Genomic DNA, 15,819 nt, shown 5'->3' with positions numbered 1-15,819 from the left:
CCGCACGCCGGGCTAAGGGCCCAGCAAGTCGGCCAGCTCGATCGGGGCCGAGCGGCGATCGACGACCGTACGCAGCGCGGCCATCGACGTGCTCGCCAACAAACGCGCACGTACCAGTCGCGATGATTCGGCCGCCACGTTGACCTCGTCGAGTTGTGCGAGCGCGGCTGTCAGGCCGACTTGTTTCGCCGCGTTGACTTCACGGGACGAATCGAGCGTGAATCGGGCAAAGGCACCCAGACCAGCCCGCGCGGACGCCACCTGGCGGCGTGCCGATTCGACGACGGAAGCCGCCTGGGCGATGTTCCCGCTGGCCAGGTTGAGCGAACCGCCAGTAGCCAACTCGGCCAAGCGCGCGGCGGTACTGCCCAGCGACGTGCGGCTGACCACCGGCAGATCGAGCCGGGCGGTCTGGTCGGCTCGGGCCGCCAGCACATAGGTCAAACCGTCGCCGAGCGAGCCGTCGAGCAGGTTGACGCCGTTGAATTCGGTGGTCCGGCCGATGCGGTCGATCGCGTCGATGGCGGCATCGACCTCGATTTGCAGCGCTGCGCGTTCGTCCTCGCTGATGGTATCGCCGGCGGCGCTGACGACGTGCCCATCGATCCGCCGCAGCAGCTCGCCGACCTGCGCCAGCGCGCTGTCGGCCACGTCGACGACCGCCCCGGCCGAGTCGGTGCCGTGGTCCGCGGCCTCGAGGGCCGAAAGCTCGTCTTCGATCTGCGTCACGGCGATCAGTCCCGCCGGGTCGTCGGCGGCCGAGTTGATGCGTCTCAAACTCGCCAGCCGTAGCGTCACGGCGCTCATTTCGCCGACCGCGTCATTCAGGTTCTGGATGGCCCTGACTTGCACGCCCGACAAGCCCAACATGCCTTAGCTTCTCACGATTGGGGCGAACACACGTTGCGGGCCGGCTCCGAACGGAGCATGGGTGACAGGCGCCCGCAGATTCGCCACGCAAGCATAGCTTGCGACATGGCCGGCACCTTCAAAGCCTCAGCGCCTGCGGAAGGCGAGGGGTCGCGGTCGTGCTAGTCGCACCGGCCAAATCGCGGTAGGCTTGCCAGGTGTCGCATCGGTGTTGTGTTTGGGCATCGTGGTCGTGAGGCATAGCGGCAGAGTGATGGCTTTTCGCGTCGATCTCGATATCTTTCGCGGCCCCCTCGACTTGCTGCTCTACCTGGTGCGCAAGCACGAGGTAGAAATCACGGATATCCCGGTCGCCTTGATCGCCGAGCAGTACCTGGCCTATCTCGAAGTGCTCAAGTTACTCGACGTCAACGCGGTCGGCGATTTCCTCGAAATGGCCAGCACGCTGATCGAAATCAAATCGCGGATGGTGCTGCCGCACGCAGAAGAGGAAGAAACGCCGATCGAGGACCCGCGGCAAGAGCTGGTGCGGCAGTTGCTCGAGTACAAGCGGTTCAAAGACGCCGCGAGCCTGCTCGACGAGCGGAGCCGGCAATGGCAGGAACGCTTTGCCCGCAGCGCCCACGATGCGCCGCGCGGCCGCGATTGGGCCAATGAGCCTCTCAAAGAAGTCGAGCTCTGGGACCTGGTCAGCGCCCTGGCCCGGATGATTCGCGACAGCCAGACGTCGCAGCCCTCGAACATCATCTACGACGAGACGCCGATCCATGTGTTCATGGGCCGCATCCATCAGCGACTGTTAGCCGAACGCCAAGTATCGCTGGCCGACCTGTTCGAACAGGGAATGCACAAATCGACCTTGATCGGCATCTTTCTGGCGATCCTCGAATTGGTGCGGCACCACGACGTACGGGCGGAACAGGACCAGCTATTCGGCAACATCTGGCTGTTGCCCGGTGAACGCACCGGCGCGACGCTGGATTTGAGCGCGGCGGACAACTACCAGCCGCCCCCGGTCGCCGATGCTCCGGACCCCACGGCCGATACGGAAGACGAGCCCTTGGCCGAAGAACCGCCGGTTGAGTCCGACTCTTGACTCGCCACCCCCGTTGTCCCGGCATCGCGCTCGTCTAAACTGGGTGGTTTGCTCGCCGGGCAGGGGGTGTCTGGCAATCTCGCGAACGGGCGATGACCGCTCGCAAGTTCCTCCTTCAGGCGAGCTGGTTTGCGGTCGCCGCTGTGCCCACGATGATACAAAACCTGCCCGTCAAGACGCTCGAGCACAAGGGACTGACCATCGAAGGTTATTCCCGCGCGGCCGTGCAGACCTATTGGCGGCTGCCCGAATTGAAGCTCGGTTTCGATCTCGGCGGGCAGCCCTGGGCTTTCATGGGCACGCAAACGTGGTTCGTGAGCCATGCCCACCTCGATCATATCGCGGCCCTGCCCGTCTATATCGCCCGGCGGCGGATGATGAAGATGGAGCCGCCGGTCATCTACTTGCCCGAGTCGACGGTCGAACACGTCGAGCGGATCTTGCGACTGTTCACCCGGCTGGACCGCGGCCGGATGCCATGCCAACTCGTGCCGACCAAGCCCGGCGACGAGATCGAACTGTCGCGCGAGCACGTGGTGTCGGTTTCCGAAACGCGCCATACGGTCCCCTCGCTGGGATTCGTCGTATGGGAACGTCGGCGCAAGCTGAAGACGGAGTACCAAGGGCTCGCCGGCGAGCAGATTCGCGACCTGCGGCTCTCGGGCGTCGACGTGACCGAAGAACGCCGCGTGCCGATCGTGGCCTACGTCGGCGATAGCGCACCGGCCGGACTCGACAACTGTCCCGCGATGTTCGAAGCTCAAATCCTGATCACCGAGCTGACATTTGTCGCGCCCGGCCATCGCAAGGAAAAGATCCACCGTTTCGGCCATATGCATCTCGACGACCTGATCGAACGCCGGGACCGGTTCAAGAACGAGTTGATCGTCGCGTCGCACTTCAGCACCCGGTACCATCAAAAGCAGATTCGTGAGATCGTGGGCCGGGCCCTGCCCGACATGCTGGGCGGCCGGCTGCATCTTTGGCTGTGAGGTGCCCCGATGGCCGCTGTGACGAGCCCGTTCTCCGGTCCCCCGATCCAGCGAAGACAGTGGCTCAAGCAGGCCACACTGCTGGCTGCGGGGGCGAGCCTTTCGCTCTGGCGACGTGCGGCGGCTGCCGCGACGCCCGCTAACGGCTTCGTCGACGTCCACACGCATCTGGGCCGCACGTGGAATTCGACCGAAGTGCTGTCGGCCGAGGCCTTGCTACGCTGGATGGACGCGCACGAGATCGCGCAAGCGGTCGTCTTGCCGCTGGTCTCGCCCGAGGCGTCGAGTTTTCCGTTGTCGACCGATTTCGTCTTGGCTCAGACACAGCCCTACCGCGAGCGGCTGATTCCCTTCTGCTCGGTCGATCCGCGCACCAGTTACAGCGGCGGACAGCGCGGTCTGAACGAGATGCTGAAACGCTATGCCGAGGCCGGGGCCAAAGGATTTGGCGAGCACAAACCAGGCGTGCGAATCGATGATCCACGCAATCTGCGGCTCTACGAAGCCTGCTCCGAAGTCGGGTTGCCCGTGCTGTTCCACCTCGACAACGAACGCAACCTCGACGAGCCCGGTTTGCCGGGCCTGGCCCGCGTCTTGGCGCAGTTTCCAAATGCGACGTTCATCGGCCACGGCCCGGGCTGGTGGGCGTCGATCTCAGGGCAGGTAACCCAGGCCGATCTGGGCGGTTACCCAACGGGCACCGTCGCACCGGGCGGAGCGATCGACGCTTTGATGGACAAACACCCCAACTTGTATGGCGATCTGTCGGCCGGCAGCGGCGCCCGGGCCATCGAGCGCGACGCAACGTTCGGCCGTGAATTCCTGGTTCGCCGCGCCGACCGACTGCTCTTCGGTACCGATTACCTTTCGCCGGGGCAGGAGGTCCCGCAATTCGATTTGCTGGCCCGCATCGACGTCCCCGAGGACGTGCGCGCCAAGATCAGTCGTGAAAACGCGCGCCGGCTGTTGCAGTTGAATTCGTGATGACCCATCCGTTGACGGCCACGCCCGAGCCGCGGGCAGCCTATGTGCACGTGCCGTTCTGCGTGCATCGTTGCGGCTACTGCAATTTCACGGTCGTCGCCGCGCGGGACGATCTGATCGAACCGTATCTCGACGCCTTGCAGATCGAATTGCAGGCGCTCGAGCAACCACGGACAGTCGCGACGCTGTTTCTCGGCGGTGGCACGCCGACGCGGCTGCCACCCGAGCCGTTAGAACGGTTGTTGCGCTTGGTGACGCAATGGTTTGTCTTGGCCCCTGGGGGCGAATTCTCGGTCGAGGCCAACCCCGGCGATCTCGACCGGCCGCGCGCGGATGTGCTCGCTGCCGCGGGAGTGAACCGCGTCAGCCTAGGCGTGCAATCGTTTCGAATCGAAAAACTGCAGACACTCGAACGTGACCACACGGCCGCAGACATCGGCCGCAGCGTCGAGCTGGCCAGGGGGTTCGCCAGGAGCGTCGCAATCGACCTGATCTTCGCCGCGCCAGGCGAATCGCTGAATGATTGGCAACACGATCTGGCCGAAGCCGTGACCCTGCCGGTCGATCATGTCTCGACCTACGGACTGACCTACGAAAAGGGCACGAGATTCTGGTCAAGACGCGAACACGGCGCGCTCGTGGAACGCGACGAAGAGACCCAGCGATCGATGTACCTGGCCGCGATCGATCGGTTGGCCGACGCCGGGTTCGAACACTACGAAATCTCAAACTTTGCCCGGCCAGGTCATCGCTGCCGGCACAACGAGGTGTACTGGGCCGGGGCCAGTTACTGGGCCGCAGGCCCCGGCGCCGCGCGCTATGTCGCCGGACGCCGCGAGGTGAATCACCGCAGCACCACGAACTGGATCAAACGACTTCGGGCAGGCGAATCGCCGGTGGCCGAACGCGAAACGCTGGGCAGCGAAGACCGTGCCCGCGAAGCCCTGGTGCTCGGGCTGCGACGCGTCGAGGGCATCGAGCGCGCCAGTTTCGCGGCGCAATGGGGCTTTGAAATCGACGAGCTGCTGGGACCTGAGCTGCCGCGCTTGCGGCACCTGGCACTGCTGGCCGACGACGGTCGTCGCATCGCCCTGACCCGCGCTGGGTTGGTCGTCAGCGATGCGATCTGGCCGCGCGTGCTGCGGCGCTAGTCCGGAGTTTTAGACTCGAGCCTTCGGGCGTATTCCCGGGCCTGCTCGGCAAAGTCGAGCCCCACCGCGGCATGCAGCGCCGCGCGCAAGCGGCGCGTGACCGGTCCGATGGTGCCGTCGCCCACGCGCTGCCCGTTGAAGCTGCGGCCGTGCAGCACGCCGATGCTCGTCGAGGTGACGAACAACTCTGCGGCCGCTGCGGCCTGGGCGACCGTGATATTCGCCTCGCGCCAGGGCGTATCGGTCGTGGCGGCCAGGTGCAAGACCGTGTCGCGCGTGATGCCGGGAAGCAGATTCCGCGGCTCGGGGGTCAGCAGTACGCCGCGCTCGACGATGAACACGTTGCCGCTGGTGCTCTCGGTCAGAAAGCCGTCGGGATCGACCATGATGGGCGTGCTGCCCGCGCAGCGTTCGGCAGCCTGCAGGTTGGCTAGTTGATAGTGCAACCGGCTCCGGGTCTTGATGCCGAGGTCGAGCAGCTCGTGTGGCAAGGCCCGCTGCGGCGGCACCACCAGTTCGATGCCCGTGTCATACGCCGGGGCAAGCTGCGCGAGCTTGCGGAACATCGGAAAGCAACTGATCAACACCGTGGGACGAAGATCCTCCGGCGCGAACGCTTCCTGGAATGCGGCGGCGGGACCACGGGACACGTTGTGAATGATATTCCAGTCGACGCTCGGATCGGCCGTGGGCAAATTGCGCGCAAGCGTCGCTTCCGTGGCTGCACGCAATTCGCCGAGCGACAGTCCCGGATCGATCTGCAGGCACGACAGCGAGTGAAACAGCCGGGCCAGGTGATCGTCGAGGCGATACGGAGCGTGGCGTATCGTCCGCGTGACTTCGAACGCCATGTCGCCCATCGTTAACGCCGAGTCGTAGATCGAGAGCCGGGCCTCGGCCTCGGGCACCAAACGACCGTTCCAATAGACAACGCGTTCGCTCATCCGCGACGGTGCTCCCGGGGTCGGGCTAAGTGGGTTGATCGTCGCTCAACGTGCGCAATTGATCGAGGGTCTCGGCCAGGCTCAGGTTCGCCTGCGGCACGAGAATCTCGACAATGCTCAACTGGGCCACGCCGCGCGGCGCCGACAACTCCTGCTCCTCTTCCTCCAAGGCACTCAGCCAATCGGGCACGTCGAGCCCGACGCCGGTCGGCTGCTCGGTGAACTCGACAAGTTCCTGTTCGAGCTGCTCGACCAGGCCGGTGCCCCCGGTCGACTTGCCCGTTTGTGGATCGATCCTTACGAGCGACAGTAGGGCGCGCACGCGATCGACGGCCAGGGGCCGGGTGAAGTTCTCCGCGATGCGATCGGCCACGGTCGGTAGCCGCACGCCGTATTTGTCAACCAGTTGGCCCAAGCGGCGCCGATGCCAACCGGCAATATCAGCGGTCCGCTCGGCCACGGCTTGCTGCCACAGCTCGGCCGCCTCGGTCCGGCCATGGCGCACGAGCACTTCGTGGGCCTGAAACACCGGGCGCAAGTTCCAGGCGATGCGTTGGTAGTTGGCCTTCAATCGCAGAAAGTCCAAGAGCACGAACAACAGCTCGCCGCGGTCGGATTGCGTGGTGGTGCTGTTGTAGTCGCGGTATTCGACATAGTTCTCCACGACCGCTTCGAGCACGACTTCGAGATGCGAAATGGCCGTGTCGCGCGAAATCCGGCTGTCGAGTTCATCGAGCAGGCGAAACCGGTGTTCGCGCTCCGGGTCGGCGACCAATGCTTCGAGCCAGGCGCCGACGCCTTGGTGCAGAATCGCGCGGACGTGTCCAAAATTGAGAAACCGCTGCGTGAACAGGTCGTGGCCATAGCGCTCGATGAACGACTTGAGCTGATTCCAGCTTTCCTCGTCCGAAACGCGTTCGAGCACCGACAAGCGTAGCGAGCGGCTGTGCTCGAGCCACCGCTGCAGGGCCAGCTCGGTGAGGTGATGCAGCCCGTCGACGATCTCGGCATCCGAGGCATTGTCGCCGGCGCTGCGGAGCAGCCCCTCGACCATGCCCGTGAACCCGAGCTGATACAGCCGGTCGAACTCGGTGACCGCGCCTGCGCCGGGCACAAATTCGCGCTCGATGCGTTGCACGGAAGCCAGGAGCTGGAAAGCCTCGGCGTGCAGGCCGCTGCGAGGCAATGCGACCAGCAGTTGGCGCACGACCTTCAGAACGTGCTGTGCGGCTTGCACCCGTTGTGGGCCACCGCCGCGCGACAAGGGGACATATAACACGGGCTGTTGTTCGAGTACGGCGAGCACTTCGGCGAATCGTGCCTGCGCCACTGCACGATCGGCCAGCGACAAGGCGCGCAATAGGCCGACGACGGGGCGCTCCCAACGGGCGAGTCCCTTGCCGCGTTCGGTCTCGCCCGACGGTTCGGCGCCCGCGGCCCCCAACGATGCGCTGATCACCCGCACGGCGTCGCCATATTCGACGCCGGCCGCGACGATTCGTTCGAGCAGCGCGAGCTTGACCTGGCGGCGGCGGTCGAATTCGACCATGGCCTGCTGATTGCCAGAGAGCGGCTCGAGCGGGTGCCGATGCACGACACGGAGCAGCTCGGCGAGCCGGCGGCGATTCTCCTCGGCACGGCGGCACCAGATGGTCAGCACCTCGCGCTGGGCGTCGTCGATCTGCCCCTTGGTGTTGCGTAGCAGGTTGGCCGAGGCGATTCGCCAGATCCGGGCCAAGGTGACCAGGAAGCCGAGCCGATCACGAATTCGCCCTGCTTCGAGGTCGAGCTCGAACTCCGTCTCGAGACTGCCGGCCTCGAGCAGTTCCGACTCGTTGTCGTCGTCCGTGCTGTCGCGATAGGTGACGTCGTCATAGGCGGCCGAATAGATCCCGTCTTCGTCCTCCTCGGCCTCGCCTTCCTCGCCCCACTCGTTGTGCATCCATTCCCAGAGCTCCTCGCTGGAGATTTCCGGGCCCAGCTCGAAAACGGGAACGTCCCAGTACTCCTCGGCGTTCGCCTCGAAGAAGTCCAAGAGCCGGCACGACTGCTGCCAGCTCTGCCGGACCGCCTCGGGCGACGTAGCGTCGAGCGGCTGGATTTCTTGCACCCAGCGGATCGCGAGATTGTGGAACGAATGCTCGGCGTCGGCCAGTGGCAGCTCGTCGGCCACGCTGAGCCATTGCACGAGCAGCGCCAGGGCCGAGACATGATCGTGCTTGTCCAGCAACGTCTCGACCACGAGGGCAAACGCCTTGGGGGAATCGAACTTGTCGACGTGATTGCGCCAGAAGGCCACGTCGCCGGCAGCGGCGCCCGCCTCGTGCCAGGCCCGCAGTGCGGCGGCCACGTGCACGCCCGATTCCCACAATTCCAGGCCGGAAAAACTGTCAAGGGATTCGACCTCGACCGAAGCAAACTGGTCCCACCACGAGGCCAGAGACTCGGTTTGATCGGCCAATTCGCCGACTAGCGCCGTGTTGCCGGCCGCCGCGGCTTCGCGCATGGCCCGGGTGCAGAGGCCGAAGATCCGCTCGACCAGCTCGATCAACTCGTCGACGCGGTGATCGTGCACCGTGTTTTCGACCGCGGGAAACAGGCTGAAATTCCCGGCAAACCCCAGCATGTTCCAGGGATCGACCAGGGCCCCACAATGAATGGCCCGGTGCAGCAGGTCGATGGCCGCGGTGAGGCGGTTCCGGGCCTCGCCCACTTCGCCTCGCGCCAGTTCATAATGCCCTGCCGTGAGCATGCAGTCGATCTCGCAGCGCATGCGGGCCGAGGCCACTTGCACGACGGCGACCTGTCGCCGCGCCGAATCGGGATATCCCAGCCGGGCAAACAACCCGGCCAGGTGTACGTGTTGCAATTGAATGGCCCGGCGCCGGGCCAAGGCTCGATTCAGATGCTGCCGCGCGCCGGCGAACGGCTGTCGCAGCGAAACGGCCTCGGCCTTCAGCCGGCGACGGTGGTCGGGCGGCAATTGCTCGATCAGCCGCTCATAGAAGCGATCGCGTAGCTGCGCCACCTTGGGAACGAGCGACGCCAGCGTGACGCTCGAATCGTGCGCGGCGGGGCCTGAACCGGTGATGGCCGCCGCCATCAACATGACGCCCGCCAAGACGGCCGCGGCCTCGGCCACGAGTTCCTCGCGCGGCATGGCCCCTTGCAACTCGTCGACGCGTTCCAAGAGCGAATCGAGCGTGACCTGGGTCAACACGAAACGGCGGTAATTGCCCGCGTTGTCGACCAGGTCGGGGTCCCATTGGCCGAAGTGATAGTTCAGCCGCTTGTTTGCCGGATGATCGAAGTCGTAAGCGCGCGGATCGAGCGACAATTCGTCCAGGAGATTGACGTCCAATCCGGCGTTGGTGAGCAGCTCGCTGGGTGTGTCTTGCAGCGTGGCCAACGCCAGGGTGACGATTTCCGCGTAGCGACCGACGGCGACGCCCACGCCGCGAAAGTACAGCGGCACAGGGGCCACGCGCTCGTGGTCGTAGGGCTCGAGCTTCTTGCGTTCCAGGACCGCCAGGGGACGGTAGCCCAGGAACACGTTCAATTGCTCAAGCGCCGTCCGCTGGAGCCGGTCCTGCTCTTCCCAGGGCGGACCCGCCTTCAAATACGCCTCGCAGGCCCGGGCCAGGAACAAGGGGCGGAACAACGCCTCGTCCGGCTGGTGGGCGAGCAAATCGCGATGATGTTGGCGGTAGGCCGGCAGCAGTGACGAAAACACGGCCGCCACGACGGACCGGGCCTGGGCCAGCTCAGCAAACGCGGGTGTGCTGCCTTCGACCTCGTCGATGCGCCGGGCCCACAGGCGGCCCAGGTGGCCCCAGGGCGCCTCCGCACAGCGTGTCGCGGATTTCTTCGATTTCCCCGTCGCGCAGGCCGCTTCGATCGCGGCAAACACGTCGGCCAGTCGGCGCTGAAACTTCTGGTCCGGCGCGCCCGACGAGAAATTCACATAGCCGATCATCTCGTCCAATGCCCCCGCAACGTCGGGGCCGAGCTGATCGAATTGGACCATGGGAAACCCTCGGCATGCGCTAGCCGCCCGTCCGCGGCCCATCGAACCCAAGCCGGCTCAAAGGGGGGTCGCCCGCCGGGGGCTTATTGCCCCGAGACGGCAGACGTCCAGCCGTATCGTAGAAAATGGCAGTAGCGATGGTCTAGGAGGGGGTCGGCCGGGGTGTTTTCGGCCGTTTTCCGTCGACCCTCCCGCAGAGCCCGCATAATGGGAGTCACTGGCACGGCCGGGGCGGCGGTTTGGCGGGCACCACCCTCCGCCTGCGAACGCGGCGTGGCGGGGCTGAGTATGATGGAATCCATCTAGGAGCCCCGTTTCGCCTCGAAGCGGGCGAATCGTCAGCCATTCGTGCCCCCCTGCGAGTTTTCATGCGCACCCGCACCGGTTTCGCGTTCGTTTGCCTCGTGTTGGCACTTGCCGGCCGCCCCGCGGTGGCGGCAGCCCAGGCGGTGGGCCGCAGCGCGGTCATCGCCGAGCCAACCGCCCAGCGGTACGGACTGCATCGCGCCTGGGTCGTGCACGTCGACCTCGATTCTGCGATCGACCGCATCGAACGCGTCCTCGTCGATCGCGATGCGGTGTTTGTCCAGACCGTGCGCGGGGTCGTCCAATGCCTCGACTCGGAGACCGGCGTCAGCCGATGGAGCGTCCGCCTCGCGAATCCCAATCAGCCTTCCTCCGGCGTGGGGGCGAACGACAAATACGCGGCGGTTGCCAATGGCGTGACGCTCTACCTGATCGATCGGGTGACCGGCCAGATCGCCTGGTCGAAAAAGATTCATCACACGCCGGCCCATTCGCCCGCGGTGTCGTTCGAGCGCGTGTTCATGCCCTGCCTCGACGGCACGATGGTTTCGGTGAGCATCGATGAACCGCGGTCGGAAGACCACGCGCAACGTGGATCGGGCATCATCTTCGGCCGGCCGATCGTCACGCCCCACTCGATCGTCTGGGGCACGGAAACCGGCCGCGTCATGAGTTTTTCGCTGGTGCGATTCCAAAACGAATACCAGGTCAAGACCGGCGGCCCCGTGACGGCCGTCAGCTATGGGAACGACGCGGTTTATGCGTCGTCCCGAGACTGGTATGTCTATGCCCTTCGCGATGGCGAAGGCACCGAACTGTGGCGGTTTGCGGCGGGGAACCCGGTTTCGCACGTCCCCGTTCCCGTCGGTGACAGTGTCTATATCCTCGCCGAGCAAGGCGGCATGTTCCGTGTCGCGGCGGCCGATGGCAGCGAACGGTGGTGGTCGCCGGGGATTACCCAACTACTGGCTGCCAACGAGTCGCGTCTCTATGCGGGTGACGAGCACGATCAGCTCACCGTGATCGACGCCAACTCCGGATCACGCCTGGCTTCCGTGCCGGCGGTGGGGCTGACGCTGCGCGTGACGAACGTCACCACCGACCGCATCTACCTGGGCACGGAATCGGGCATCTTGCAGTGCCTCCACGAGATCGGTCGCGACAAACCGCTGGTCCACCAAAAGCTTCCCGATCGTCCCGTGCGACGGCCTTCGCGGATTGGAACCTCGTCGCCGGCCGCAGACGAAGGGGCCCCGGCCGACGAACCCGCCGCTGAGGCACCTGCTGCAGATGACGCACCCGCCGGCGATGCACCCGCCGCTGACGATGCCCCGCCCGCGGATGCACCCGCGGACGAGCCACCCGCAGAAGACGATCCGTTCGCTCCCAAGTGAGCGGCACCTGAGCGGTCTTCTCCTCGCCGGTCAACCAGGGGCATCTTGGACGCGCGCCGCCGCCCCGATACCCTAGGCCGCTTGTGTGCGCGGCCCCGGGCGGCCGGTTCACTCGAGCGTCGCTTCCTTTTCTTTGCTCCGGCCCAACGTCATGGACCTCGGATTCACCATCCTGCTGGGGATTGTTCAGGGCATTACCGAGTTTCTGCCCATCAGTTCCGATGGCCACTTGGCCATTCTCAACGCGCTGTTCCGGCAATACAGCCAACGCACGCTGCCCGATTCCATCACGATGACCATCGCTCTCCACGTGGGCACGCTGGCCAGCGTGTTCGTCGTCTACTGGAATCGCATCTGGCGGCTGCTCTACGAGGACCGGCGCGTCCTGGCCTTGATGGTCGTCGGGACCGTCCCGGCCGTCGTGCTGGGGCTGCCGCTGCGGCACTACGGCAAAGAGTTTCTCGAAAGCCCCCTGGCCGCCGGCTGCTTCCTGCCGGTGACGGGCCTGGTGCTGCTGTGGTCGTCGCGTTTTCCGTCGGGTCCGACGCTGTATCCGAACATCTCGTTCAAGCAGGCGCTGGTGATCGGACTGTTTCAAGCCACGGCGATCTTGCCGGGCATTTCGCGCAGCGGCACGACGATTACGGCCGGGCTGATGATGGGCCTCTCGCGTGAATCGTCGGCCACGTTTTCATTCCTGCTGGTGATTCCGGCGATCGTCGGCGCGGCGGTGCTCGAAATCGCCGAACTGGCGTTGGGCGGCGCGACCGTTTCCGACTCGCCCGGCACGCTCGCCTTGGGGGCGCTCGTGTCGTTTGTCGTCGGCGTAGCGGCCCTGACGCTGCTGCTGCGCCTTCTGAACCGCGGGCGCTTCGCCCAATTCGCCTGGTGGTGCATCCCGGTCGGGATGCTCGCAGTCATCTGGCAACTTTCGCTGCGGTAGAGGCGCATTGCATGTTTGAATCCGTTCAGCGAACTCCTCTGACCGTTATTCAGGGCCCAAGTGCTGACGCCAAACACCAATTCCATCGCGTGAATACGGACCGCAGTGAAACATCCGACCGTTGTGCGAACCGGCTGGTTGCGCGTGTTGCTTGACAAGGGCTTATTGCCCCCCTACTCTCGCGATTGGTTTCTCGATCTTCTCTTGAAGATGTTGCCCGTGAACGCACCGCATTCCCGCCAGGCCTGAACTGCCTGGCGGCAAATCCTACGCAAGCGACCAAGCCCGTGGATCTGGCGTGGCGCGAGCGGTGCAACGATCGGCTTCGGTTCTTCGCCAGGCATCTCGCCTGGAGCGATCTGCCCGGCAGCGAAGCGTTCGCATCTCGCCCCCTTCCGGCAAGGAACGGCTCGCGCCTTGGTCGCCCGTCGGCGATGCCCTGACACAGGCGTCGTGGCATCCCTGAAGTTGCTGTGCGTTGCTTACGATACAAAGGGGACACGATCATGATCCGCGCAGCGCTACGTCGTTGCCTCCTCTGGTTTGGGGCGACGCTGGCCGTCCTCGGCCTCGCTTCCGGAACGCTGTTGGCCGACAACCATCGCACGGCCGACTATTGGACCTATCGACTGGTGGCGGATGCCGACCAACTCGGGCTGAGCTCTCTCTACGGCCCGCTCCACCTCAACGATCGTGGTTCGTTGCTGTTCGTCGGCGTCGATTCCAACGGCGTCGAGGGCCTGTATCTCAGCCGCCGCGGCATGGTGTCGACGATTTACTCGGACGGCGACGTGCTTCCCTCGGGCGGCGTCGTGACCACGATGGGCGAGCAGCAGTTGAACAACCTGGACCAGGTCCTGTTTCCGGGCGCCGACTCGCCCACGGTCTACAACCTGTGGGACAACGGCACCACGACCCAGGTGACGATTGGCTCCACGACCGGCAACCCACTGACCGAAGCGTTCGCGGTTCCCTCGTTGAACGACGCGGGACAAGTCCTGGCGCTGGGCGCCACGGCCAGTGTTGCGCATGGGCTGTTTTTGTCCGACGTCAGCGGCGCGGGGCCCACGACAGTGACGACGTCGAACTCGGTTCCCAACTTCGTGCGTCCGCAGATCGATCAGCAGGGCAACGTCTACACCTTGCGTTTTCAGAGCGGCGTGGCCGCCTTGACGCGCTACGACGCGGTCTCGAGCAATGCGGTCGACGTCTACAACTCGGCAACGGATGCCCTCGGGTGGCCATACGGATTCGACGTGAACGCAGCGGGGCAGGTCTTGTTCAATGCTCCCTGGTTCTCGGCAGGTTTCGCGTTCCCACACACGGTTTACTTGGCCGACGAAACCGGAATCACGCCCGTAGCAACTCGCAACTTCGGCGGACCTGGCTTCGATCCCCTAGTCGACGGCACGGTGAGCGAGCCGGCGATCAACGATTTCGGCCAGATGGTCTATGTGGCCGAAAACGTCGAGGCGGGTGTCCGGTTTATCGACAACGGTCAGGACGTGGGACTGCTCACTTCGGGCGATGCGATCGACGGTCGCCAGGTAGTTGCCGTGGACTTCACGCATCAAGGTTTCAACAACCACGGTCAACTGGCCCTCGCGGTCGTCACGCAATCGCTTGTTGCCGGCCCGGGAGATCCCTTGCAATCGTTGCTCTACGTAGCCACGCGGCCCGAGCTCGAAGACTGCACCTTGGAAGTCATCGACGACGAATCGTCTCTGAATGTCAGCCTGATCGCGGGTGCAGATCCCATCAGCCAGGTCGTTCACAGCTCGCTCGAGGGACACCTCGACACGACCATCGAACTGATCCCGCACTCGACGCCTGAAAACATCGATGCGTTTTACATCAACGCTTCCCTGCTGACCGCACCGGATGCCTCAGGGGTGCTCGATCTAGGCGGACTAGGAACGGTTACGTTCAACATGACTGGCGCCCAGATCCGAATCTCGGCCGACGAGCGTATCGAGCTCGATTTGGCCGACATGTCTTTTTCGACCGCGGGCATTCGATTCCAGACAGTCGCCGGCCAAATCGATTACGATTCGATGGGGCCGATTCACGATCTGGTCGGCTCGGATTCGTTTCCGCTCGACGGGGCCGTGAACGCACTGGGCAGCGACGAAATCCGCGGCCACTTCGAGGGAGTGCCGGATGGGCACGGCGGCCTCAAGTACCGGCTGGTATTTCCCTACGCGTTCGACGTGCCGTTTGAAGGCTTCGAGCCCTTTGGCGCGCGTCTCTCGGGCCAGGTTGTCGCCGAATGCCTGGTCGCCGTGCCCGAGCCGAGTGGGATTGTGCTGCTGGGGATGGGCGCCGTAGGCCTGCTGATGCGCGAACTACGGCGGAGACGCCGCCTGGCGCCGCACGACGCCGGAGCGTAACGCCGCCCGAGTCGACGCGTGGACGACCGGTCGATCGCCTGCCGGCCCACGCTACCGGCGTCCTTGCAGCCCGAATCGCAGGGGTGTCCGGCACTATCGAGACTCGACCGCCCCGAGGAGCCAATTTCTGCCGCAAGCCAGGGGCTTTTTCAGGCCAGGCGTGAGGGGGGAAGGCACGCCCGGCCACCAGGCAGCCGTGGCCCCGGCCCCAAAGTTCTCCTATAATTGTGCCGAAGAGAGATTGCTTACGGCACTTCGTGCCCGTCGGGGGCGAAATGGTATCGACCGGACAGCTAGAAGTGTTGGTGGCGTGTCGTGGTTGGTCAGTTGGCCACGTTAAAAGCTGACCGCATCTTCAATTGCCGAAGATTCGTTTGCTCTGGCTGCCTAAACACAGGTAGTCCCGACTGCGGGCCTTAGTCGGAGAGGCCCAAAAGTCGGACGCTAAATCCGAATCGCCTTGGTTCACTGCTGGGCACGGCCAAGGCTAAAACAAGTTCCCGGATAGCCGCTGCCCAACCCGGCCGGTAGGGGAGCCGCGGCGAAGGAGTAAATCAACCCGGCTACACACGTAGAAGCCGACATGGAAATGTCGCGGGACGCGGGTTCGATTCCCGCCGCCTCCACTATTTGCCAATTGTGACTCTGGATGAGCCTCGGCGTCATCCAACGCCAAAAGCCCTTCCCCGGAAGGGCTTGCGTCGTTTATGGATTCAGCGCCA

At 64.7% G+C, this 15,819-nt stretch carries 10 protein-coding genes and 1 other RNA gene; 8 read left to right on the top strand and 3 right to left on the bottom strand.

Annotated elements, in window-relative coordinates; translation table 11 throughout:
• Nucleotides 1-12: 12 nt before the first annotated feature.
• Entirely contained in the window at nt 13-870 is an 858-nt protein-coding gene (locus K1X74_13745; protein ID MBX7167387.1) for a hypothetical protein, read from the bottom strand.
• Nucleotides 871-1,123: 253 nt separating this feature from the next.
• Here K1X74_13745 and K1X74_13740 point away from each other — a divergent pair, with 253 nt between their 5' ends.
• From K1X74_13740 to hemW, 4 genes are all read left to right on the top strand, one after another.
• The gene (locus K1X74_13740) at nt 1,124-1,966 is read left to right on the top strand and encodes a segregation/condensation protein A (protein ID MBX7167386.1); all 843 of its coding nucleotides are present in this window, start codon (nt 1,124-1,126) and stop codon (nt 1,964-1,966) included.
• A gap of 152 nt (nt 1,967-2,118) precedes the next feature.
• Nucleotides 2,119-2,958, top strand: a complete 840-nt coding sequence (locus K1X74_13735) for a metal-dependent hydrolase (protein ID MBX7167385.1) — start codon at nt 2,119-2,121, stop codon at nt 2,956-2,958.
• A gap of 9 nt (nt 2,959-2,967) precedes the next feature.
• Nucleotides 2,968-3,942, top strand: a complete 975-nt coding sequence (locus K1X74_13730) for an amidohydrolase family protein (GenBank protein ID MBX7167384.1) — start codon at nt 2,968-2,970, stop codon at nt 3,940-3,942.
• A complete protein-coding gene (gene hemW / locus K1X74_13725) occupies nt 3,942-5,093 on the top strand; it encodes a radical SAM family heme chaperone HemW (protein ID MBX7167383.1) in 1,152 nt (383 codons plus the stop codon). The genes K1X74_13730 and hemW overlap by 1 nt, the downstream gene beginning before the upstream one ends.
• Here hemW and K1X74_13720 read toward each other — a convergent pair.
• Together K1X74_13720 and K1X74_13715 are read right to left on the bottom strand one after the other, a co-directional pair.
• A complete protein-coding gene (locus K1X74_13720) occupies nt 5,090-6,037 on the bottom strand; it encodes an aminotransferase class IV (GenBank protein ID MBX7167382.1) in 948 nt (315 codons plus the stop codon). The genes hemW and K1X74_13720 overlap by 4 nt on opposite strands.
• Nucleotides 6,038-6,062: 25 nt before the next feature.
• Entirely contained in the window at nt 6,063-10,064 is a 4,002-nt protein-coding gene (locus K1X74_13715) for a hypothetical protein (GenBank protein ID MBX7167381.1), read from the bottom strand.
• Nucleotides 10,065-10,432: 368 nt separating this feature from the next.
• Between K1X74_13715 and K1X74_13710 the strand changes: the two genes are divergently transcribed.
• The 4 genes from K1X74_13710 (at nt 10,433) to ssrA (ending at nt 15,726) form a co-directional block, all read left to right on the top strand.
• The gene (locus tag K1X74_13710; GenBank protein MBX7167380.1) at nt 10,433-11,764 is read left to right on the top strand and encodes a PQQ-binding-like beta-propeller repeat protein; all 1,332 of its coding nucleotides are present in this window, start codon (nt 10,433-10,435) and stop codon (nt 11,762-11,764) included.
• Between the two features lie 151 nt (nt 11,765-11,915).
• On the top strand, nt 11,916-12,707 hold the full coding sequence (locus K1X74_13705; protein ID MBX7167379.1) for an undecaprenyl-diphosphate phosphatase: 792 nt from the start codon (nt 11,916-11,918) through the stop codon (nt 12,705-12,707).
• Nucleotides 12,708-13,213: 506 nt separating this feature from the next.
• The gene (locus K1X74_13700; protein MBX7167378.1) at nt 13,214-15,097 is read left to right on the top strand and encodes a hypothetical protein; all 1,884 of its coding nucleotides are present in this window, start codon (nt 13,214-13,216) and stop codon (nt 15,095-15,097) included.
• A gap of 266 nt (nt 15,098-15,363) precedes the next feature.
• Nucleotides 15,364-15,726: a transfer-messenger RNA gene (gene ssrA / locus K1X74_13695) on the top strand.
• The last annotated feature ends 93 nt before the right edge of the window (nt 15,727-15,819 follow it).

It is taken from the genome of Pirellulales bacterium, from assembly GCA_019694435.1.
GTDB lineage: Bacteria > Planctomycetota > Planctomycetia > Pirellulales > JAEUIK01 > JAIBBZ01.
The sequence above is the reverse complement of the archived record's forward strand: the minus strand, read 5'-3'. Positions and strand labels throughout refer to the sequence as shown.

Excerpts from the sequence above, each read along its gene's own strand:
- K1X74_13730 (MBX7167384.1), top strand. The coding sequence starts at position 2,968 with ATGGCCGCTGTGACGAGCCCGTTCTCCGGTCCCCCGATCCAGCGAAGA.
- K1X74_13710 (MBX7167380.1), top strand. The coding sequence starts at position 10,433 with ATGCGCACCCGCACCGGTTTCGCGTTCGTTTGCCTCGTGTTGGCACTT.
- K1X74_13715 (MBX7167381.1), bottom strand. The coding sequence starts at position 10,064 with ATGGTCCAATTCGATCAGCTCGGCCCCGACGTTGCGGGGGCATTGGAC.
- K1X74_13735 (MBX7167385.1), top strand. The coding sequence starts at position 2,119 with ATGATACAAAACCTGCCCGTCAAGACGCTCGAGCACAAGGGACTGACC.
- K1X74_13705 (MBX7167379.1), top strand. The coding sequence starts at position 11,916 with ATGGACCTCGGATTCACCATCCTGCTGGGGATTGTTCAGGGCATTACC.
- K1X74_13745 (MBX7167387.1), bottom strand. The coding sequence starts at position 870 with ATGTTGGGCTTGTCGGGCGTGCAAGTCAGGGCCATCCAGAACCTGAAT.
- hemW (MBX7167383.1), top strand. The coding sequence starts at position 3,942 with ATGACCCATCCGTTGACGGCCACGCCCGAGCCGCGGGCAGCCTATGTG.
- K1X74_13700 (MBX7167378.1), top strand. The coding sequence starts at position 13,214 with ATGATCCGCGCAGCGCTACGTCGTTGCCTCCTCTGGTTTGGGGCGACG.
- K1X74_13740 (MBX7167386.1), top strand. The coding sequence starts at position 1,124 with ATGGCTTTTCGCGTCGATCTCGATATCTTTCGCGGCCCCCTCGACTTG.
- K1X74_13720 (MBX7167382.1), bottom strand. The coding sequence starts at position 6,037 with ATGAGCGAACGCGTTGTCTATTGGAACGGTCGTTTGGTGCCCGAGGCC.